The 19,145-nt window shown below is 57.5% G+C and carries 22 protein-coding genes and 4 tRNA genes; 10 read left to right on the top strand and 16 right to left on the bottom strand.

Annotated features, from left to right (window positions below; genetic code table 11):
- Positions 1-73: 73 nt before the first annotated feature.
- The 7 genes from clpX to NK667_RS06105 form a co-directional block, all read right to left on the bottom strand.
- On the bottom strand, positions 74-1,357 hold the full coding sequence (gene clpX, locus NK667_RS06135) for an ATP-dependent Clp protease ATP-binding subunit ClpX (protein ID WP_007901798.1): 1,284 nt from the start codon (positions 1,355-1,357) through the stop codon (positions 74-76).
- Between the two features lie 112 nt (positions 1,358-1,469).
- Positions 1,470-2,105, bottom strand: coding sequence for an ATP-dependent Clp endopeptidase proteolytic subunit ClpP (clpP, locus tag NK667_RS06130; RefSeq protein WP_054053844.1), 636 nt, complete (start codon positions 2,103-2,105; stop codon positions 1,470-1,472).
- Between the two features lie 93 nt (positions 2,106-2,198).
- Positions 2,199-3,509, bottom strand: coding sequence for a trigger factor (gene tig, locus NK667_RS06125; protein ID WP_054053845.1), 1,311 nt, complete (start codon positions 3,507-3,509; stop codon positions 2,199-2,201).
- A gap of 403 nt (positions 3,510-3,912) precedes the next feature.
- A tRNA-His gene (locus tag NK667_RS06120) sits at positions 3,913-3,988 on the bottom strand.
- Between the two features lie 78 nt (positions 3,989-4,066).
- A tRNA-Leu gene (locus NK667_RS06115) sits at positions 4,067-4,151 on the bottom strand.
- 56 nt (positions 4,152-4,207) lie between these two features.
- Positions 4,208-4,283: transfer RNA gene (locus NK667_RS06110), tRNA-His, on the bottom strand.
- Positions 4,284-4,315: 32 nt separating this feature from the next.
- A tRNA-Arg gene (locus NK667_RS06105) sits at positions 4,316-4,392 on the bottom strand.
- A gap of 274 nt (positions 4,393-4,666) precedes the next feature.
- On the opposite strand from NK667_RS06105, the gene folD reads away from it, so the two are divergent.
- The 3 genes from folD to pbpG all read left to right on the top strand — a co-directional run bounded on the left by folD (position 4,667) and on the right by pbpG (position 7,586).
- Positions 4,667-5,521, top strand: a complete 855-nt coding sequence (gene folD, locus NK667_RS06100) for a bifunctional methylenetetrahydrofolate dehydrogenase/methenyltetrahydrofolate cyclohydrolase FolD (RefSeq protein ID WP_054053847.1) — start codon at positions 4,667-4,669, stop codon at positions 5,519-5,521.
- Between the two features lie 172 nt (positions 5,522-5,693).
- Complete coding sequence (gene mddA / locus NK667_RS06095; RefSeq protein ID WP_054617261.1) at positions 5,694-6,488, top strand: methanethiol S-methyltransferase; 795 nt, start codon at positions 5,694-5,696, stop codon at positions 6,486-6,488.
- A 159-nt stretch (positions 6,489-6,647) separates the two neighbouring features.
- Complete coding sequence (gene pbpG, locus NK667_RS06090; protein WP_054053851.1) at positions 6,648-7,586, top strand: D-alanyl-D-alanine endopeptidase; 939 nt, start codon at positions 6,648-6,650, stop codon at positions 7,584-7,586.
- Positions 7,587-7,648: 62 nt separating this feature from the next.
- Here pbpG and NK667_RS06085 read toward each other — a convergent pair whose 3' ends face one another.
- The 3 genes from NK667_RS06085 to NK667_RS06075 all read right to left on the bottom strand — a co-directional run bounded on the left by NK667_RS06085 (position 7,649) and on the right by NK667_RS06075 (position 8,928).
- Complete coding sequence (locus tag NK667_RS06085; RefSeq protein ID WP_054053853.1) at positions 7,649-7,864, bottom strand: hypothetical protein; 216 nt, start codon at positions 7,862-7,864, stop codon at positions 7,649-7,651.
- Between the two features lie 18 nt (positions 7,865-7,882).
- Entirely contained in the window at positions 7,883-8,089 is a 207-nt protein-coding gene (locus tag NK667_RS06080; RefSeq protein ID WP_054617262.1) for a DUF6021 family protein, read from the bottom strand.
- A 110-nt stretch (positions 8,090-8,199) separates the two neighbouring features.
- Positions 8,200-8,928, bottom strand: a complete 729-nt coding sequence (locus tag NK667_RS06075; RefSeq protein ID WP_054617263.1) for a peptidase C39 family protein — start codon at positions 8,926-8,928, stop codon at positions 8,200-8,202.
- A 179-nt stretch (positions 8,929-9,107) separates the two neighbouring features.
- On the opposite strand from NK667_RS06075, the gene NK667_RS06070 reads away from it, so the two are divergent.
- Positions 9,108-9,266, top strand: a complete 159-nt coding sequence (locus NK667_RS06070) for a hypothetical protein (protein WP_177331489.1) — start codon at positions 9,108-9,110, stop codon at positions 9,264-9,266.
- Between the two features lie 80 nt (positions 9,267-9,346).
- Here the strand turns inward: NK667_RS06070 and NK667_RS06065 are convergent, their stop codons facing one another.
- The gene (locus NK667_RS06065) at positions 9,347-10,096 is read right to left on the bottom strand and encodes a TerC family protein (protein ID WP_054617265.1); all 750 of its coding nucleotides are present in this window, start codon (positions 10,094-10,096) and stop codon (positions 9,347-9,349) included.
- A 28-nt stretch (positions 10,097-10,124) separates the two neighbouring features.
- Positions 10,125-10,367: a hypothetical protein gene (locus NK667_RS06060; RefSeq protein ID WP_054053861.1), complete on the bottom strand. Its 243-nt coding sequence runs from the start codon at positions 10,365-10,367 to the stop codon at positions 10,125-10,127.
- A gap of 275 nt (positions 10,368-10,642) precedes the next feature.
- Here NK667_RS06060 and nhaR point away from each other — a divergent pair, with 275 nt between their 5' ends.
- Positions 10,643-11,542, top strand: a complete 900-nt coding sequence (gene nhaR / locus NK667_RS06055; RefSeq protein WP_054617266.1) for a transcriptional activator NhaR — start codon at positions 10,643-10,645, stop codon at positions 11,540-11,542.
- On the opposite strand, the gene NK667_RS06050 is transcribed toward nhaR, so the two are convergent.
- Positions 11,529-12,689, bottom strand: coding sequence for an MFS transporter (locus NK667_RS06050; protein ID WP_054053937.1), 1,161 nt, complete (start codon positions 12,687-12,689; stop codon positions 11,529-11,531). The two genes, nhaR and NK667_RS06050, sit on opposite strands and share 14 nt — an antisense overlap.
- A gap of 335 nt (positions 12,690-13,024) precedes the next feature.
- Between NK667_RS06050 and sstT the strand changes: the two genes are divergently transcribed.
- On the top strand, positions 13,025-14,251 hold the full coding sequence (gene sstT / locus NK667_RS06045) for a serine/threonine transporter SstT (protein ID WP_054617267.1): 1,227 nt from the start codon (positions 13,025-13,027) through the stop codon (positions 14,249-14,251).
- 187 nt (positions 14,252-14,438) lie between these two features.
- On the opposite strand, the gene NK667_RS06040 is transcribed toward sstT, so the two are convergent.
- Positions 14,439-14,948 (bottom strand): DUF1993 domain-containing protein, encoded by a 510-nt coding sequence (locus NK667_RS06040; protein ID WP_054617268.1) that lies wholly within the window; start codon positions 14,946-14,948, stop codon positions 14,439-14,441.
- A gap of 141 nt (positions 14,949-15,089) precedes the next feature.
- Here NK667_RS06040 and NK667_RS06035 point away from each other — a divergent pair, with 141 nt between their 5' ends.
- A complete protein-coding gene (locus tag NK667_RS06035; RefSeq protein WP_054617269.1) occupies positions 15,090-15,734 on the top strand; it encodes a YceH family protein in 645 nt (214 codons plus the stop codon).
- A gap of 126 nt (positions 15,735-15,860) precedes the next feature.
- On the opposite strand, the gene NK667_RS06030 is transcribed toward NK667_RS06035, so the two are convergent.
- Positions 15,861-16,679, bottom strand: coding sequence for a shikimate 5-dehydrogenase (locus NK667_RS06030; protein ID WP_054617270.1), 819 nt, complete (start codon positions 16,677-16,679; stop codon positions 15,861-15,863).
- A gap of 245 nt (positions 16,680-16,924) precedes the next feature.
- Here NK667_RS06030 and NK667_RS06025 point away from each other — a divergent pair, with 245 nt between their 5' ends.
- The 3 genes from NK667_RS06025 to NK667_RS06015 all read left to right on the top strand — a co-directional run bounded on the left by NK667_RS06025 (position 16,925) and on the right by NK667_RS06015 (position 18,002).
- Positions 16,925-17,284, top strand: a complete 360-nt coding sequence (locus NK667_RS06025) for a hypothetical protein (RefSeq protein WP_054053873.1) — start codon at positions 16,925-16,927, stop codon at positions 17,282-17,284.
- Between the two features lie 236 nt (positions 17,285-17,520).
- Positions 17,521-17,715: a hypothetical protein gene (locus tag NK667_RS06020; protein WP_054617271.1), complete on the top strand. Its 195-nt coding sequence runs from the start codon at positions 17,521-17,523 to the stop codon at positions 17,713-17,715.
- A gap of 104 nt (positions 17,716-17,819) precedes the next feature.
- A complete protein-coding gene (locus tag NK667_RS06015; RefSeq protein ID WP_054053939.1) occupies positions 17,820-18,002 on the top strand; it encodes a hypothetical protein in 183 nt (60 codons plus the stop codon).
- Here NK667_RS06015 and NK667_RS06010 read toward each other — a convergent pair.
- Entirely contained in the window at positions 17,999-19,060 is a 1,062-nt protein-coding gene (locus NK667_RS06010; RefSeq protein ID WP_054053877.1) for an AI-2E family transporter, read from the bottom strand. The genes NK667_RS06015 and NK667_RS06010 overlap by 4 nt on opposite strands.
- Positions 19,061-19,145 lie beyond the last annotated feature (85 nt).

Genomic DNA, 19,145 nt, shown 5'->3' with positions numbered 1-19,145 from the left:
CAAAGAGGGTGTTAAAAACGCTTTAAAAGAAAAGGGGCCCGAAGGCCCCTTCTTTGTTCCAGCAGCGTGACGCTTAAGCGTCTGGCGCGGCCTTGGCTGTCGGCTCACTGTTTTCGTAGATATACAGTGGCTTGGACTTGCCTTCGATAACGCTTTCATCGATCACTACTTTGCTCACCTCGGACTGCGAGGGGATTTCATACATAGTGTCGAGCAATACACCTTCGAGAATCGAGCGCAGACCACGGGCACCGGTTTTACGTTCCAGGGCACGTTTAGCGACCGATTTCAGTGCGTCGGCCCGGAATTCCAGGTCCACGCCTTCCATCTCGAACAGCTTGGCGTACTGCTTGGTCAGAGCATTTTTCGGCTCGGTGAGAATCTGCATCAACGCAGCTTCATCAAGCTCGTCCAGCGTAGCGAGGACCGGCAGACGACCGACGAATTCCGGGATCAGACCGAACTTGACCAGATCGTCAGGCTCGACTTCACGCAGGGATTCACCAACTTTCTTGCCTTCTTCCTTGCTGCGTACTTCTGCGTTGAAACCGATGCCACCTTTGGTGGAACGGTTTTGAATAACTTTTTCCAGACCGGAGAAAGCGCCACCGCAGATGAACAGGATGTTACGGGTGTCGACCTGAAGGAATTCCTGCTGCGGATGCTTGCGACCACCTTGCGGGGGAACGGAAGCGACCGTGCCTTCGATCAATTTGAGCAGGGCCTGCTGCACGCCTTCACCGGAAACGTCCCGGGTGATCGACGGGTTGTCAGACTTGCGCGAGATCTTGTCGATCTCATCGATGTAGACAATGCCCATCTGGGCTTTTTCTACGTCGTAATCGCACTTCTGCAGCAGCTTCTGAATGATGTTCTCGACATCTTCACCTACGTAACCTGCCTCGGTGAGGGTGGTTGCGTCGGCGATGGTGAACGGAACGTTCAGCAAGCGGGCCAGTGTTTCGGCAAGCAGGGTTTTACCCGAGCCTGTGGGGCCGATCAGCAAGATGTTGCTTTTGCCGAGTTCGACGTCGTCATTCTTTTTGTCACGCTGGTTCAGACGCTTGTAGTGGTTGTATACCGCTACGGCCAGAACCTTTTTCGCACGTTCCTGACCAATCACGTACTGATCAAGGATGCCGCTGATTTCTTTAGGCGATGGCAATTTATGCGCGCTGCTCTCGGCCTGGGCTTCCTGCACCTCCTCACGGATGATGTCATTGCACAGGTCGACGCACTCGTCGCAAATAAAGACCGAGGGACCGGCAATCAATTTGCGCACTTCATGCTGGCTTTTGCCACAGAAGGAGCAATAGAGCAGCTTGCCGTTGTCCTCGCCGTTGCGGGTGTCAGTCATTCGTTCGATCCAAATCCGATAGGCTTGCAACACAAGATGAAGGCTATTGCGGGCTTTTTCAAGCCCGCTAGTGATCGGAGCAGCCGACCAAGCCTATTTTGAGCTGCTTAATTTAAGCGGGGCGCTGGCTGATCACTTCATCGATCAAGCCGTATTCACGCGCGGCTTCTGCGCTCATGAAGTTATCGCGGTTGGTGTCGCGCTCGATTTCTTCAAGAGTGTGCCCGCTGTGCTTGGCCATCAGCGTGTTGAGACGCTCACGAATGAAGAGGATTTCCTTGGCATGGATTTCGATATCCGACGCCTGGCCCTGGAAACCGCCCAATGGCTGGTGAATCATCACACGCGAGTTCGGCAGGCAGAAACGCTTGCCAGGGGCACCGGCCGTCAGCAGGAAAGCGCCCATGCTGCACGCCTGGCCGATACAGGTGGTCGATACGTTGGGTTTGATGAACTGCATGGTGTCGTAGATCGACATGCCTGCTGTCACCGAACCGCCCGGGGAGTTGATATAAAGATGGATGTCCTTGTCCGGGTTTTCCGCTTCAAGGAACAGCAGTTGCGCACAAATCAGGTTAGCCATGTAGTCCTCTACCGGGCCAACCAGAAAGATCACTCGCTCCTTGAGAAGGCGCGAATAGATGTCGTAGGCGCGCTCGCCACGAGCGGACTGCTCGACAACCATCGGGACCAGGCCGCCTGCGGCCTGGATATCAGAGTTCTGCTGAATATACGAATTACGGAACATGCTCTGCAGTCACTCCCAAATAGTTATGTCTTGAATACGCATAAGCCAGCACGAAGGCTGGCTTATGGTGATTACTTCCTACTACAGAAACGATCAGTCGGCTTGTGGAGCTTCTACCGGCTTGACTGCTTCTTCGTAAGAGACCGACTTGTCGGTCACGCTAGCTTTCTGCAGAACAGTATCCACAACTTGTTCTTCCAGCACAACCGAACGAACTTCGTTCAGTTGCTGGTCGTTCTTGTAGTACCAGGACACAACCTGCTCAGGCTCTTGGTAGGCCGAAGCCATTTCCTGAATCATTTCGCGAACGCGGGCTTCGTCAGGCTTGAGGTCGAATTGCTTGACCACTTCAGCCACGATCAGACCCAGTACAACGCGGCGCTTGGCTTGTTCTTCGAACAGCTCGGCCGGCAGTTGGTCAGGCTTGATGTTGCCGCCAAACTGTTGAACAGCCTGCACGCGCAGACGGTCAACTTCGTTGGACAGCAGTGCCTTTGGCACTTCGATCGGGTTGGTGGTCAGCAGACCGTCCATTACCTGATTCTTGACCTTGGATTTGATCGCCTGACGCAGTTCACGCTCCATGTTCTTGCGAACTTCGGTGCGGAAGCCTTCCAGACCGGTTTCCTTGATGCCGAATTGAGCGAAGAACTCTTCGTTCAGCTCTGGCAGTTTTGGCTCGGAAACAGTGTTCACAGTCACGGTGAACTCAGCGGTTTTGCCCGCGAGGTCGAGGTTCTGGTAGTCCTCTGGGAAGGTCAGGTTCAGAACGCGTTCTTCGCCGGCTTTAGCGCCAACCAGACCGTCTTCGAAACCAGGGATCATGCGGCCGGAACCCAGAACCAGCTGAGTACCTTTGGCGGAACCGCCAGCGAACACTTCACCGTCAACCTTGCCAACGAAATCGATGTTCAGTTGGTCTTCGTTCTGGGCAGCGCGTTCAGCCACTTCAAAACGGGTGTTCTGCTTGCGCAGCACGTCCAGCATCTTGTCCAGATCAGCGTCAGCCACGTCAGCGCTCAGGCGCTCAACGGTGATACCGTCGAAACCGGCTACAGTGAACTCCGGGAACACTTCGAAAATAGCGACGTATTCCAGATCTTTGCCAGCTTCGATCGACTTAGGCTCGATCGAAGGAGCGCCAGCCGGGTTCAGCTTCTGCTCAACGACAGCTTCGTAGAAGGAGGACTGGATCACGTCGCCAACAGCTTCCTGACGTGCATCAGCACCGAAACGGCGCTTGATTTCACTCATCGGCACTTTGCCTGGACGGAAGCCAGCAATCTTGGCCTTTTGGGCGGTCTGCTGCAGACGCTTGTTGACCTGAGTCTCGATGCGCTCAGCCGGCACGGTGATGCTCATGCGGCGCTCAAGAGCAGAAGTATTTTCAACAGAAACTTGCATGGATATTCCTCGTTGCACAGACGTTAGCCGGCCGTTTCCGACCCCAGAATCAAGGGCATGCATTCTAGTGGGTCAAACTCAAGAAGTCACCCTACTGAAAACGGGTAAAAAAGCAGCAGGCAATTTATAGGCGAGGGACAAACGGTTGTGCCTCGCCCTGTTAGCAAATACAGCCAATCAAGCCAGGGCTCTGCACCACCTCTTCTATATATAGAAGAAGCTGCCAATCATCTCCCTGACAACCGGTCTTGCAAGCAAGGCCGGCGGGCGGCGTGGCATCATCGAGAAACAAAAATACGACGAAACACCCCACCGCTGCGACCCAGGACATGCAGTCGCTGAACACTCGAACCGCTAAAACAAAAAAGGCGCCAGACTGTTAAATCTGGCGCCTTTCGAAATATGGGGTGGACGAAGGGGATCGAACCCTCGACAACGGGAGTCACAATCCCGTGCTCTACCAACTGAGCTACGCCCACCATATTGCAGTGCAAAGAAACCAAAAACTTCCCTTGCTAAACCCCAATCAGGCCAACCGGCCTGAGCGAAGCTTTATTTGGTGCGGATGAAGAGACTCGAACTCTTACACCTTGCGGCGCTGGAACCTAAATCCAGTGTGTCTACCAATTCCACCACATCCGCGTTTGAAGCTGTTAAAGCAAAGGCGCCAGACTGTTAATCTGGCGCCTTTCGAAATATGGGGTGGACGAAGGGGATCGAACCCTCGACAACGGGAGTCACAATCCCGTGCTCTACCAACTGAGCTACGCCCACCATATTGCGCTACTTGTGCCAAAGCTGCCTAATGGCGCACCCGGCAGGACTCGAACCTGCGACCATCCGCTTAGAAGGCGGATGCTCTATCCAGCTGAGCTACGGGCGCCTTATTAATCTGTACTCTTGGAGGACTACAAACTAAGTGCTTCCAGTCTCGCAGAACCGTAATCCCGCTTGACCTTCTCATCCAGTGCTAGGCTGTGCCCGACAAGTGCGACGAATAGTATAGAGCGCCCCAGAGGCCGTCAAATCCTTTTTAAAAAAAATTCATTTAATTAAAGGGCTTAGAGGAATTTGCAGACCAAGCGCCTTTGCCCCTGCCGCCTGACATGCGAGAATGCGCCCTCTTTTTTTCCCCTCTCGATGGTTAATCACGCGCAATGACTGCACAACTAATCGACGGCAAGTCAATCGCCGCCAGCCTGCGCCAGCAGATCGCCAAACGAGTTGCCGAGCGTCGCCAGCAAGGTCTGCGCACGCCCGGTCTCGCGGTGATCCTGGTCGGCAGCGATCCTGCCTCTCAGGTTTATGTCTCGCACAAGCGTAAAGACTGTGAAGAGGTCGGCTTCCTGTCGCAAGCCTACGACCTGCCTTCTGAAACCACTCAAGAAGCGCTGACCGATCTGATCGATCGCCTGAACGACGACCCGTCTATTGACGGCGTTCTGCTTCAGCTGCCTTTGCCAGCTCACCTGGACGCCTCCAAATTGCTGGAGCGCATTCGTCCGGATAAAGACGTCGACGGTTTCCACCCTTATAACGTCGGGCGCCTGGCACAGCGCATTCCCCTGCTGCGCCCTTGCACCCCGAAAGGCATCATGACCCTGCTGGAAAGCACCGGGGCTGATCTCTACGGGATGGACGCAGTGATTGTCGGCGCCTCCAACATTGTTGGCCGCCCGATGGCGATGGAATTGCTGCTGGCCGGCTGCACCGTCACCGTGACCCACCGCTTCACCAAGGATCTGGCCGGCCACGTTGGTCGTGCCGATCTGGTGGTTGTGGCCGCCGGCAAGCCGGGCTTGGTCAAGGGCGAGTGGATCAAGGAAGGCGCGATCGTGATCGACGTCGGCATCAACCGTCAGGAAGATGGCAAGCTGGTCGGCGATGTGATCTATGAAACCGCCCTGCCCCGCGCCGGCTGGATCACTCCAGTCCCGGGCGGCGTTGGTCCGATGACCCGCGCCTGCCTGCTGGAAAACACCCTGTACGCAGCGGAAACCCTGCACGGCTGAGTTCACTGGCTGGCTGTACAAACAGAGCCCCGCTATTGCGGGGCTTTGTTGTTTTTGAGGTCAGGACAAACCGCCCGCGAACCTTCAGAATAAAATACACAAACAAGAACAACGTCCTTCAGACGCCAGCAGGGCAACCGGATACCAATGGCACCTTCGCCAGGAGTCGTCCATGAAGCCGAATTCCACACCCGAAAATCACCTGAGTTCCCTCGCGGGCAAATTGGCGGGCCTGCTGTATAGCCTCTGCAGTTACCTGCTGTTCCTGCTCACCGCGCTTTACCTGATCGGTTTTCTTTCCGGTCTCGGTGTGCCCAAAGACATTAACTCGGGACAGGGTTTGAGTTGGCCGTTGGCCGTTATCGTCGACGCCTTGCTGATTACGCTGTTTGCCGTCCAGCACAGCGGCATGGCACGCCAGCCTTTCAAACGCTGGTGGACCACCCACATCCCCGCGCCCATCGAGCGCGCGACCTATGTCTTGTCGACGTGCCTGGTGCTCATCCTGCTCTTCTGGTTGTGGCAACCGATCGCAACGCCCATCTGGAGCGTGACATCCACATGGGGCCACGGATTGCTTATGGCGGTGTTCTGGCTCGGCTGCCTTGTGGTGGTGCTTTCAACCTTCCTGATCAGCCATTTCGAATTGCTCGGCATCACCCAGGCACTCAGCGCCTGGCGCTCTGCCAGACCCGACAGCCCCACGTTCAAAACGCCTTTGCTCTACAAGCTGGTCCGCCACCCGTTGTATCTCGGGTTTCTAATAGTGTTCTGGGCGACGCCTGACATGACCGTCGGCCATCTTATGTTTGCGCTGCTCAACACGATCTACATCCTGATCGGGGCTTATCTTGAAGAGAAAGATCTGGTGGCGTTGTTCGGGGAACGGTACCAACGCTATCAACAGAACGTCGCCATGCTGGTGCCTCTGATCAAACGCAAACCGGGCCGCAAGAAAGGCGCATAAAGACGATTGAATCCAGCACCAAAAACATTAAATTTTCTTCATATAAAGCGCTCGTCATACGGGCGCCTAGCGCTTTCGTAGCTCATACTCCTAGAATGCGTCGTTTTTAAGAAACAGCCCGTAACAAAACGGCATATCCACCCTAATGAGTTCGCCCGCGTGAAAATCCGTCTTTCCATCCTGAGTCTATTTTTTGCATTTACAGGGACTGTTATCACGCCAATGACCCATGCCGCGGAAACCACTGCGGCACCGCGAGACGCGTCACAACTGAAGATCGCTTCCGGCAGCGCTTTGTTGATGGATTTGCAGACCAACAAAGTTATTTATGCCAACAATCCGGACGTGGTCGTGCCTATCGCGTCGGTCAGTAAATTGATGACCGGCCTGGTGGTGGTTGAAGCGCACCAGAACATGGATGAATACATCAACGTCGACATCAGCCACACGCCGGAAATGAAAGGCGTGTTCTCCCGGGTCAAGCTCAACAGCGAACTGCCGCGCAAGAAAATGCTGCTGATCGCACTGATGTCCTCGGAAAACCGTGCTGCCGCCACCCTCGCCCACCACTACCCGGGCGGTTATGTCGCGTTCATCGCAGCCATGAACGCCAAGGCCAAGGCGCTGGGCATGAGCAACACGCATTTCGTTGAACCGACCGGGCTTTCCCCGCGCAACGTGTCCACGGCCCGCGACCTGAGCAAGTTGCTGATCGCCGCGCACAAATACCCGCTGCTGACTGAACTGACCACCACCAAGGAAACCACTGTCGCGTTCCGCAAACCCAACTACACCTTGGGCTTTCACAACACCGATCATTTGGTGAACAAGCCCAATTGGGATATCAAAATCACCAAGACGGGTTTCACTAACGAAGCCGGCCACTGCCTGGTGCTGGTGACCAGCATGGGCAATCGCCCGGTGGCTTTGGTGATTCTCGATGCATTCGGCAAGTACACGCACTTTGCCGACGCCACCCGGATTCGCAGTTGGGTCGAAACCGGCAAGAGCACCACTGCGCCGTCGGTGGCCTTGCAGTACAAAGCCGCGAAGAACCTGAAGCAGCGTCAGAGCGGCGTGGTTGAAGCCTCGAAATAAGTCGTCAACAAAATGCAAAAAGCCCCGATCAGTCGGGGCTTTTTACATTGTGACCAAATGAATTAATCGTTGGGCAACGGCATCTGGTCGTCATCTGGAATACCGTCACCGGCACTCGGATCTTTCCAGCCGTGCGGATGTTCCTCCGGCACCACCATCGGGCGCGCCAGTGGATCGCGCAGCGGGCTGTCCGGGTCCAGCACCGGATCGATGTCGTCCTCGGGTGTGGTCGGCACGCTGTCCGGACGTTTGTCGTCAAAACTCGAATCGGTAGACATAAGCCACCTCATTGCGCATCAGGGTTTGAGATCGCCCAGCGGGTCGTAGGGCTTCGCCGGTTTCTTGTCATCCTCACCCGGCTCGATATCCAGGGGTGCCTTGGCAGGACCGACAGGATCGACCTGTGGGTCGGCAAGGTCGGGCGAATCAGGATCGAAGCCCAAATCATCGCCGGACGAATGCTCGGACGAATGCGGGCCATCTGAAGTCTTGGAATGTGCCATGGACGCCTCCTTGGGTCTGACCCGGAGAAATCCGGGCCCTACTCATCAGAGGCCTGGGGCACGCGACGGTGCCCGGGAGATGACGAACGGAGCGTCTACGGGGAAAACAGTTACTGAGCCTTCAACGCCTTGGTCGCCCGCGCAGCTGCCTGCTCCTGGCCGGCCTGGCCCAGATCGCTTGCTGCCTTTAACCAGCGCTGTTCGTCGACCTTGGCCGGAATCTGGTTCGGCTTCTGGATCAACACAGCCCAACCGCCGGCATCCTTGAACGACGACTCAAACGAACCGAAGCTCATCAACAACCGACGGTTCATCCCGGAACGCAACAGCACCGTCTGCTTTTGCCGGTTGTACCCGGCGAGGATCGCGTAGCGCGGCTCGGCCCAGAACGCCGAACCCTCGGTGAAGCGCAACATCACCGGATAACCGGCCGCCACCTGGGTCAACAACGCCGGCAGATTGCTGTCGAGCGGATAGACCACCATGCCGTATTCACGGGCCAGGTTCTGCATGTTTTGCTGCAACTGCGCCTCGGCGCCTGGCAAGCGCAGGGGTTTTTCCAGCAGGCCGGGCGTAATCACCACGCCCTGCTGGGACAGCATGCTGGCCAACACCTGTGGCCCGCTTTGATTGGCCTGACCCCGGTAGAACGTACCGCTGAGTTCAACGCGCTCCGGCAGTCGCTGAACCTCCGGCGCCACACTGCCGGCGCAACCGGCCAACGTCGCAACGCAACTCGCCACCAACGCAGCCGTTCGAATTCGAGAAAATACCCGCACCATCATCACTCTCTTGTTCAGACGCCAGGCAATCGTGCCCCCGGCTTGGCCACTGATCATAGGATGCCGCGAGACAGCGGTATAGCCTAAACCGGCAGTTGTTTGCATTCGATAGAGCGAACCGGTTGGTAACAGGCGACCTTTGGTCAATAGCCTGAAACACAGCAGCGACTAGACTGTCATTTGCAGAGAGCGTGTGCCCGATGCAGGGCAAAGAGGAGGCGCCGATGAGCCTGACAATGACAATCGTAATGCTGATTTCCGGCTGGCTGGCCGTGGCCGCCGCCATGTTGTGGGGAGTCCTGCGTATCACCCGCCGGCACCATCACCACCCGGTGCAGTCGCTGCCCGAGGCGAAAACCGATCAACCGGTAACCCGCCCCGCCACCGCTCACTGACCGACCTTTTTCGGCCCGCAAATAAAAAACGGCCGCCTGGACTCTTTCGAGTGCAGGCGGCCGTTTTGTTTCAGCGCCGGTTAAGCTTCAGCAGCGATGCGCTTCTGCTTGGCCCGCCGGGACATCATGTTCAACCCCTCGATCGTTGCCGAGAACGCCATGGCAGCGTAGATGTAGCCTTTCGGTACGTGGGCGCCGAAGCCTTCGGCGATCAGCGTCATGCCGATCATGATCAAGAAGCCCAGGGCCAGCATCACCACGGTCGGGTTTTCGTTGATGAACTTGGCCAGTGGATCAGCGGCCAGCAACATAACCAGTACCGACACCACCACCGCGATGATCATGATCGGCAAATGCTCGGTCATGCCGACAGCGGTAATGATGCTGTCGATGGAAAACACCATGTCGAGCATCAGGATCTGCCCGATCGCGGCGGCAAAGCCCAGGGTAACCCCCGAAGTCGCCGACTTCGGATCTCCCGGCGCCGGGTCCATGCTGTGATGGATTTCGGTGGTCGCCTTCCACAACAGGAACAGGCCACCGGCGATCAGGATCATGTCCTTCCAGGAGAAGGCATGGCCGAGAATATCGATTACCGGCTCGGTCAACTGAACGATAAACGCGATGGTGCTCAACAGCGCCAGACGCATGATCAGCGCCATGCCGATACCGATACGACGCGCTTTCTGCCGATGCTGCTCCGGCAGTTTATTGGTCAGGATCGAAATGAAGATCAGGTTATCGATGCCGAGCACGATTTCCATGATGATCAACGTGGCCAGGGCAATCCAGGCGGTGGGGCTGGCGGCTAGTTCTACAAGGTATTCCATGGGTCAGTCCTGACTCGCTTGAGACGGTTTAGATTTCCTGGGACGAAGATTGGCTTTTCGCTTTATCTTCGGCCGGTTGTTCTTTCTTGCTGATCAGGCCGCCAGTGGCATCGCTGATCGCCTGTTCGGCTGCTTTATGGGTGTCGTCGATCGCCTGCTTGGCAGTCTCGGCCGCCTTGCCCATCAGTTGCTGGGCGCTCTTTTCGGCCTGGTCGCAACCGGCCAATACCAGTAAAGACGTGATTAACAGCGCCGTAGCGATAGTTTTCATTGGGCTTTCCTCGATAGAACGGACCGATGCGAAAAGGCACCCCGTCGATAGCGAGGCATTCTAGAGAGGCAAACACTTCAGGAAAATTCGTATTTTTAGCGGTTATACTTCGGCCATTACGAATCCAGACCAAACCCAATATCAACCGCGCACCTCCCCGTAGGAGCTGTCGAGTGAAACGAGGCTGCGATCTTTTGATCTTCAAAAATCAAAGGATCGCAGCCTCGTTTCACTCGACAGCTCCTACGGGGGTTATATGAACAGGGGTTCTTCCAATGCTCAACTACCGACAGCTGCATTATTTCTGGGTCGTGGCTAAGACCGGCAGCATCGTGCGCGCCTGCGAGCAACTGAACCTGACGCCGCAAACCATCAGCGGGCAGATTTCCCTGCTGGAACAAACCTACGGCATCGAGCTGTTCCGCCGGGTCGGGCGCAATCTGGAACTCACTGAGGCCGGGCGCCAGACCCTGCCCTACGCCGAGCAGATGTTCCAACTCGGTGGCGAACTGGAGTTGATGCTCCGCGCCCAGCCCAATGAGCAGCAGATTCTATTCCGGGTCGGCGTGGCGGACGTGGTGCCCAAATCCATCGTCTATCGCCTGATCGCGCCAACCATGGAATTGAGCGAGCCGCTGCGCATCACCTGTCGCGAGGACAAACTCGAACGGTTGCTCGCCGACCTGGCAATCCAGCGCCTGGACCTGGTGATTTCCGACAGCCCGATGCCGTCGCACCTGGACATCAAGGGCTACAGCCAAAAGCTCGGCGAGTGCGGGATCAGTTTTTTTGCGACAAAACAATTGGCGGAGCAGTTCGGTCAGGACTTCCCGCGCAGTCTGCATGGCGCACCGTTGCTGATTCCCGGGCCGGAAACCGTGGTGCGCAGTCGTTTGCAACGCTGGTTTGCCGAACAGCAGATTCAGCCGCGCATCGTCGGGGAGTTCGATGACAGTGCATTGATGCAGGCGTTCGGCCAATCCGGCAGCGGGATTTTCATTGGCCCGAGCGTGATTGCCGACGAGGTGAAACGCCAATACGGCGTGGAGTTGATCGGCCAGACCGACGCGGTCACCGAGTCGTTCTATGCCATTTCAGTGGAGCGCAAGGTCAAGCACCCCGGCATTGTCGCCATTACCGAAGGTGCCCGACGCGAGCTGTTTACTGAACTGTGACCGGCTCACGCGGCGCCATGGTCATCAGCGCCATGGCCAGCAGGATCGAAGCGAGGATGAATGCAGCCGCCGCGAAACCCAGGCCACCAAGGCCAAAGGCATTGATCACGCGACCGCCCACCATCGCACCCAGGCCGATCCCGAGGTTGGCCCCGGCGATGTTCAGCGACGCGGCAAACGCCGGCGCCTCAGGCGCAGCTTTCATCAAGCGTACATGGCTTACCAAAAACAAGGCTGCCTGAGTGATCCCCCAAATGCCCATCGCCGCCGCCAGACCGAGCGGCGACTGGATGTTCGGCACCAGTGCAATCAGGCCGGCGATCAGGAACGCGCAGAACATCATCGATGCGATCAATGGATGACGATCCACAGCACGGCCGCCCCACCAGTTGCCAAACAACCCCACCGCACCAAAGCCCATCAGGCACCAGCCGACCAACGTGCCGTCGAAACCGGCCAGGCGTTCAAGAATGTCCGCCAGGTAGGTATAAGCCGTGAACATGCCGGTAAACACCAGGATCGACAACAGCACATGTCCGATCATCAACGGGCTGCGCAGGATCTTGAACTGGGAACGAAAGCTCGCCTGCTGCTTATGCAGGATCGTTCTCGGCAAATAGATATACAGCAGCAACGCCTTGGCAAACGCGATCACCGCCAGAATGCCGAAAGCACTGCGCCAGCCGAACGCATCGGAAATCAGCGTGCCGACCGGAATGCCAAACACCATCGCGCACACAATCCCGAACCCGATCTTGGAAATCGCCCGTCCGGCATGGTCCGGCCCGACGATGTCCACCGCCGTCTCACTGGCCAAGGCCCAGAACACCGGCAACCCTAACGCCGGAATCAACCGTGCGGCGGCCATGACCCAGATATTCGGCGCCAGCGCCGCGACGGTGTTGGCCACGCCAAACATGATCAGTACCGAGATAAACAGCTTGCGCCGCTCGAAGCGGGCGAAATATGCGGTGAGGAACGGACCAAACGCGGCCACGGTAAACGCGAACAGCGTCACCAGCAGGCCGGCCTGGGGAATCGTGACCTCAAGGTCCCGGGCAATCGCCGGCAGCAGGCCAACGATGATGAATTCCGTGGTCAGCACCGTGAAACCGGCGGCAGACAACAGAAGAATGGGCAGCAACAGCATGCAGAACTCCAGAAAACGCCGACAGCAGCGATAGCCCGGAGGCCCGCTGGCAGAACTTGAAAATGAAGGGGGCGAAGCTTAACAGAGTGTTTCCAAACCGGGTTGCACGAACCTGCATATCGCGTGGAACACCCGGGCGGCAGATCGTCACAGGTCTGAAGGATCGGGACGACCCTGTGATAAAGTCCGCGCCCTGCGATTCGTACACCCTATTCATCGGCCAGTTGTTGGCATTGATGTCGCGATACCTCTCGGTTCCTCCATGTGGCCTGCCCTGCTTTTTGCTGCGTGATGCGCGGAACCCTGCACCTAAAAAAATCAGAGATACCGTTATGAGCGCTTCATCCCCGTCCCTGTTGCACCGCTTGAAACGCACCAGCCTGGTGACGCAAATCGTCATCGGCCTGATCGCCGGCATTGCCCTGGCCTTGTTTGCGCCTGACGTGGCGAAGTCCACCGCGTTCATTGGCAAAGTGTTTGTCGCGGCCCTGAAAGCCGTCGCGCCAATCCTGGTGTTCGTGCTGGTGATGGCGTCCATCGCCAACCATAAGCACGGTCAGGAAACGCATATCCGGCCGATCCTGTTCCTGTATCTGCTGGGCACCTTTGCTGCGGCCGTGGTCGCGGTGGTGGCCAGCACGTTGTTCCCGTCGAGCCTGGTGTTGTCGACCCAGGATGTCGCAGTGACCGCGCCGGGCGGCATCGGTGAAGTGTTGCAAAGTTTGCTGTTGAGCGTGGTCGACAACCCGGTCAGTGCGCTGATGAACGCCAACTTCATCGGCATTCTGGCGTGGGCGATCGGCATGGGCGTTGCGATTCGGCATGCCGGCGACACCACCCGCGAAGTGCTCGGTGACTTGTCGAATGGCGTGACCTTGATCGTGCGCCTGGTGATCCGCTTTGCGCCGCTGGGGATTTTCGGGCTGGTGGCTTCAACCCTCGCCACCTCGGGCTTCGGTGCGTTGATCGGCTATGCGCACCTGCTGGCGGTGTTGCTGGGTTGCATGCTGTTCGTGGCGCTGGTGATGAACCCGGTCATCGTGTTCTGGAAACTGCGTCGCAACCCGTATCCGCTGGTGCTGATGTGCCTGCGGGAAAGCGGGATCACCGCATTCTTCACCCGCAGTTCGGCGGCGAACATTCCGGTCAACCTGGAATTGAGCAAGCGCTTGGGCCTGCATGAAGACACTTATTCGGTGTCGATTCCGCTCGGTGCGACCATCAACATGGCGGGCGCGGCGATCACCATCACCGTGTTGACCCTGGCTGCCGTGCATACACTGGGGATTGCCGTGGATATTCCGACAGCGATTTTGCTCAGCGTGGTGGCGGCGATTTGCGCGTGTGGCGCTTCGGGTGTGGCGGGCGGTTCGTTGTTGCTGATTCCGCTGGCGTGCAGCCTGTTCGGCATCCCGAGCGAGATTGCGATGCAAGTGGTGGCGGTGGGCTTCATTATTGGCGTGTTGCAGGATTCGGCGGAGACAGCGTTGAATTCGTCCACCGATGTGTTGTTTACCGCCGCCGCGTGCTTGGGTGAAGAACGGAAAAGCCTGGCATAACACGCCTCCCCCTGTGGGAGCGGGCTTGCTCGCGAAGGCGGTGTGTCAGGCACATTGATGTTGAATGTACCGCCGCCTTCGCGAGCAAGCCCGCTCCCACAGGATCTGCGGTGTAATTGAAAAATGCTTGCCCATGAAAAAGCCCCCGCAACCTTAGGCTGCGGGGGCTTTTTATTGCCTGGACGGTTTAGAACGCGCCCATGTAATCGCGCTTGCCCACTTCCACACCGTTGTGACGCAGCAACGCATAAGCGGTGGTGACGTGGAAGAAGAACTGCGGCAAGCCGTAGCTCAGCAGGTAAGCCTGGCCGCTGAAGCGCTTCTCTTTCGGCGTGCCTGGACGAGTAACGATCTCGATGCCTTCCTTGCCGTCGATCTGCTCAGGCTTGATCTCGCCGATGTAGGCCAGGACCTTGGTAATCAGCGCTTGCAGCTCGGCGAAGGTGGTTTCGGTGTCTTCGTACTTCGGCACTTCTACTTCGGCCAGACGCGAAGAAACGCCCTTGGCGAAATCAACGGCGATCTGCACTTGGCGCACCAGCGGGAACATGTCCGGGTACAGACGGGCTTGCAGGAAAGCGTTCGGGTCGATGTTTTTGGCGGTAGCGTGGGCTTCAGCCTTGTTCAGCACATCGCTCAGGGCGTTGAGCAGTTGTTGGAAAACCGGGACGGAAGCGGCGTACAAAGAAATAGTCATGGCAGTCTCGTGTTGTGGCGGGTGTAAAAACGTGGAGCGATTATAGCCATGCTTGATGACCGGGCGGCTTGCCTTTTGTTTCGCAAGGATTAGGCTAGTCGGCTTCGACTGCACGCATCGACAGCAAAGGGAAAAGCGCGAATGAGCACTGAGCAAGAGACGACCTTCGACGAGCCGCGCCTCAACAGCACGGAAATCCGCATTCTGGGTTCCTTGATCGAGAAACAGGCCACCAGCCCGGAAACCTATCCGCTGACCCTTAATGCGCTGGTGATTGCCTGCAACCAGAAAACCAGCCGCGAACCGGTGATGAACCTGACCCAGGGCCAGGTCGGCCAGAGCCTGCGCGCCCTCGAAGGTCGCGGCTTCACCAAACTGGTGATGGGCAGTCGCGCCGATCGCTGGGAACACAAGGTGGACAAGGCGCTGGAGCTGGTGCCGGCCCAGGTGATTCTGACCGGGCTGCTGTTTCTGCGCGGCCCGCAAACCGTCAATGAACTGCTGACCCGCAGCGGCCGCATGCATGAATTCGAAGATACCGAGCAGGTGGTGCATCAGCTGGAGCGCTTGATTGCGCGGGGGCTGGCGCTGCTGATTCCGCGTCAGGCGGGGCAGCGGGAAGACCGCTACATGCATGCGCTGGGCGATCCGGCGGATATCGAAGTGATCCTTGCAGCCCGGCAGAACCCAGCGGAACGTGGGACTGGCGGCGTGTCGGTGGAACGGATCGAAGAGCTGGAAGCGCGGATTGCGGCGCTGGAAGAACGCCTGGCGCGCCTGGAATAACCTGACAACACAAATCAAATGTGGGAGCGGGCTTGCTCGCGAAGGCGGGGTGTCATTCAGCATTGATGGTGACTGATACACCGCTTTCGCGAGCAAGCCCGCTCCCACAGGGATTTTGTGAAGCGATCAACTCCGCGCAAACGCCACTGCCGCCTGAAACTGCTCATCCGTCGGCCGCACGCCGGTATAAAGCACAAACTGCTCCAGTGCCTGGATCGCAATCACTTCCAGCCCGGTGATCACGCGCTTGCCTTCGGCCCTGCCGCGCACGATCAGCGGTGTTTCCGAGGGGATCGCCACCACATCGAAGACAGTCTTGGCCGACTTGATCACGTCAGCGTCGAATGCCAGTTGATCAGCCTCCGGCCCGCCGGTCATGCCGATGGGTGTGACGTTGATCAACATCTGCGGGCGTCGAGTCCCCAGTTCTGCTTGCCACTCATAACCCAGGGATTCGGCCAGCGCCCGCCCGGCGCGTTCGTTGCGGGCCACGATCACGCCGTTTTCGTAACCGCCATCGCGCAAAGCACTGGCTACAGCCTTCGCCATGCCGCCGCTGCCGCGCAGGGCAAAGGTCGATTCCTTCGGCACTTGATGGGTTTCCAGCAACTGCGCGATAGCGATGTAATCCGTGTTGTAGGCCTTGAGATGGCCGTCGGTATTGACGATGGTGTTGATCGACTGGATGGCGGCAGCGGACGCGTCCAGTTCATCGACCAGCGCGATGCAGGCTTCCTTGAATGGCATCGACACGCCACAACCGCGAATGCCCAGGGCACGAATCCCACCGACCGCGCCGGTCAGGTCTTTACTGCTGAATGCTTTGTAGTAAAAATTCAGCCCCAGTTGTTCGTACAGATGATTGTGAAATCGCAGGCCAAAGTTCCCGGGGCGTCCAGACAGGGACATGCACAGCTGGGTATCGTTGTTGGGGTTCATCTGCATGAAATATCTCCTTCGATTGCACTTTCAGATAGACGGGATTAGCCATTCCATCCTGTTCTGTTCGATCATTAGGTCTGTCCGCACACGGCTTTGCAGCAGCGTAAGGAAGCCGGTACAGACCTTACACAAAATTTACCTAACGGCTGTGCAGTTTTTCAAAAAAGCGCTGTCTTAGAAGTATCCCCGCGACAATCCTTGGGTCTATTGCAGATTCAAGCGCCGGGTCGAAGAACCGAGGAATTATCATGATCCGTAAAATCCCCACAGTAGCCTTGTTGATTGGTGTACTGGCTGTCGCAGGGCAGGCAGAAGCCCATGGCGGTGGCGGTTGGCAAGGTCCAGCGGTGTTTGGCGCGATCGTTGGTTCGGCCATCGTCGGCTCGGCCCTCATCAACGCCAATCGGCCGGTTTATGTAGAACAGGCGCCGGTTTACGTTCAGCCACAACCGGTCTACGTGCAACAACCGCCGCCACCGGTTTATTACCAACCGGCCCCGGTGTACGTGCAGCAACCGGTCTACTACCGCCCGGCGCCGGTTTATTATGGCCCGCCACGCGGTTACTACGGCCCTCCCCATGGTTACTATGGTGGCCCACGCTGGTAACAGGTTCATCAGGCCCCGCCTTAACAGCGGGGCCTTTTTTATGCCCGTCAGTCGGGCGAGGTCTGGATAAATCTTGTAAAGGTCGCTGTCGGGACAGTATCGGCAGGTAAAGTAGGCAAGATTGATTGGACCGCCCTTCCCCCACTTTGGGGAAAACGGTCATATTTATGTCATGTCAGGTCCGCAAGCTGGGATCTGTCCGTAAACAACAGGTTGATAAAAACAAGGACGACCTCATGCCCACGCAAAACCCGCACCGCAATGTCGGCTTGTGCACTTCCAGCAAGGTGTACAACACACTGACCGAACTCAAGCACCTGGAAGGCCATCGCAACGCCAAGTTTCTCTCGCTGCTGGCCGAAAACCTGGTGCGCAAAGGCCTGCTCAATGAGCAGGAAGTCGTGCACATGCTCGATCTGGTCGTGGATTGATCGCCACCCCTCGTTGGCATCAATGACCACTATCGAAAACGTTGATTGTCCGTTGAACCGCGCGGTCCGTAAGGTGGCTCCATAGATTGATGGAGGTACTTATGATGTCCCAGGTTCAGATTATGTCCGTTGTCGGCAGCGCCGTTCCCGCATCACTCAGAGAGATGGGATTGCTCGCCTGTTGGTATCTGATGCGCGACGGCGAACCTGTCAGCGGTCCGCTCACCTCGCTTCCCGCCGCCCAGGCGCTGTCGCAAAAAATGGGCACCGTCCTGCTCATTGCCTAAGGCAGCTGAACCCGCGGCTTGGTTTCGACGAAAATCGCCCAGCTCGACATGAACAGTGCAGCGATCAACGGCCCGATTACAAAACCATTGAGACCGAAGACGGCCATGCCGCCCAGGGTCGAGATCAGGATCATGTAGTCGGGCATTTTTGTGTCCTTACCCACCAGGATCGGACGCAGCACGTTGTCCACCAGGCCAATAACGAACACCCCGAACAACCCCAGCACTACGCCCTGCCAGATCGCCCCGCTGAGCAGGAAGTACAGCGCCACCGGCGCCCAGACAATCCCCGCCCCCACCGCTGGCAACAGCGACAGAAACGCCATCAACACCGCCCAGAGCAACGCACTCGGGATATCCAGGAACCAGAAAATCAAACCGCCCAACGCGCCTTGCGTGATCGCCACCAGCAGGTTGCCTTTGACGGTGGCCCGCACCACGCGGTTGAACTTGAGCTGCAAGCGGCGCTTCTGGTGTTCCTGCAACGGCACCGCGGTGCGGACTTTACGCGCCAGCTCGGCGCCGTCCCGCAGAAAGAAAAACAGCAGGTACAGCATGATGAAGAAGCTGACGATGAACTCGAAGGTGCCCTGGCCAAACGTGACGACCTGCGCAGCCACAAACTGACTGCCCTGCATCGCGCCCTTGACGATCTTGTCCTGCAAGCCTTTCAACTCGCCGACGCCAAACCGATCGAGCAAATGCTGGAAATACGGCGGCAAGCCGTGCTTGAACTGCGCCACATACGCCGCGATGTCCAACTCGCCGCTTTCGATGCGGCTATACAGCGACGCGCCCTCCTGAACCAGCAACACGCTGATGATGATCACCGGCAAAATCGCGATCACCAGACAGATGCCCAAGGTGCACAGCGATGTCAGGTTGCGCGGCCAGCCGAATCTCATCTGCAGTCGCCGCTGCAGTGGCGCGAAAACGATGCCAAGGATAACGGCCCAGAACACCGCGCCGTAAAACGGCAATAGGATCCCGATAAACGCGAGGGTGACCGCGAGCAGCAAGACGAGCAGCGATCTTTTTTGTAGCGTGGTTTCTTTCATGTCCGATCCATGTCAGTGCGCAAAAAGGAGCGCGAAACTCGTCTCCTGATGCTTAGTCCGCCACGGTTCGCGCGAGTGCCATCCG

Source organism: Pseudomonas nunensis (genome assembly GCF_024296925.1).
GTDB classification, from domain to species: Bacteria; Pseudomonadota; Gammaproteobacteria; order Pseudomonadales; family Pseudomonadaceae; genus Aquipseudomonas; species Aquipseudomonas nunensis.
The sequence above is the reverse complement of the archived record's forward strand: the minus strand, read 5'-3'. Positions and strand labels throughout refer to the sequence as shown.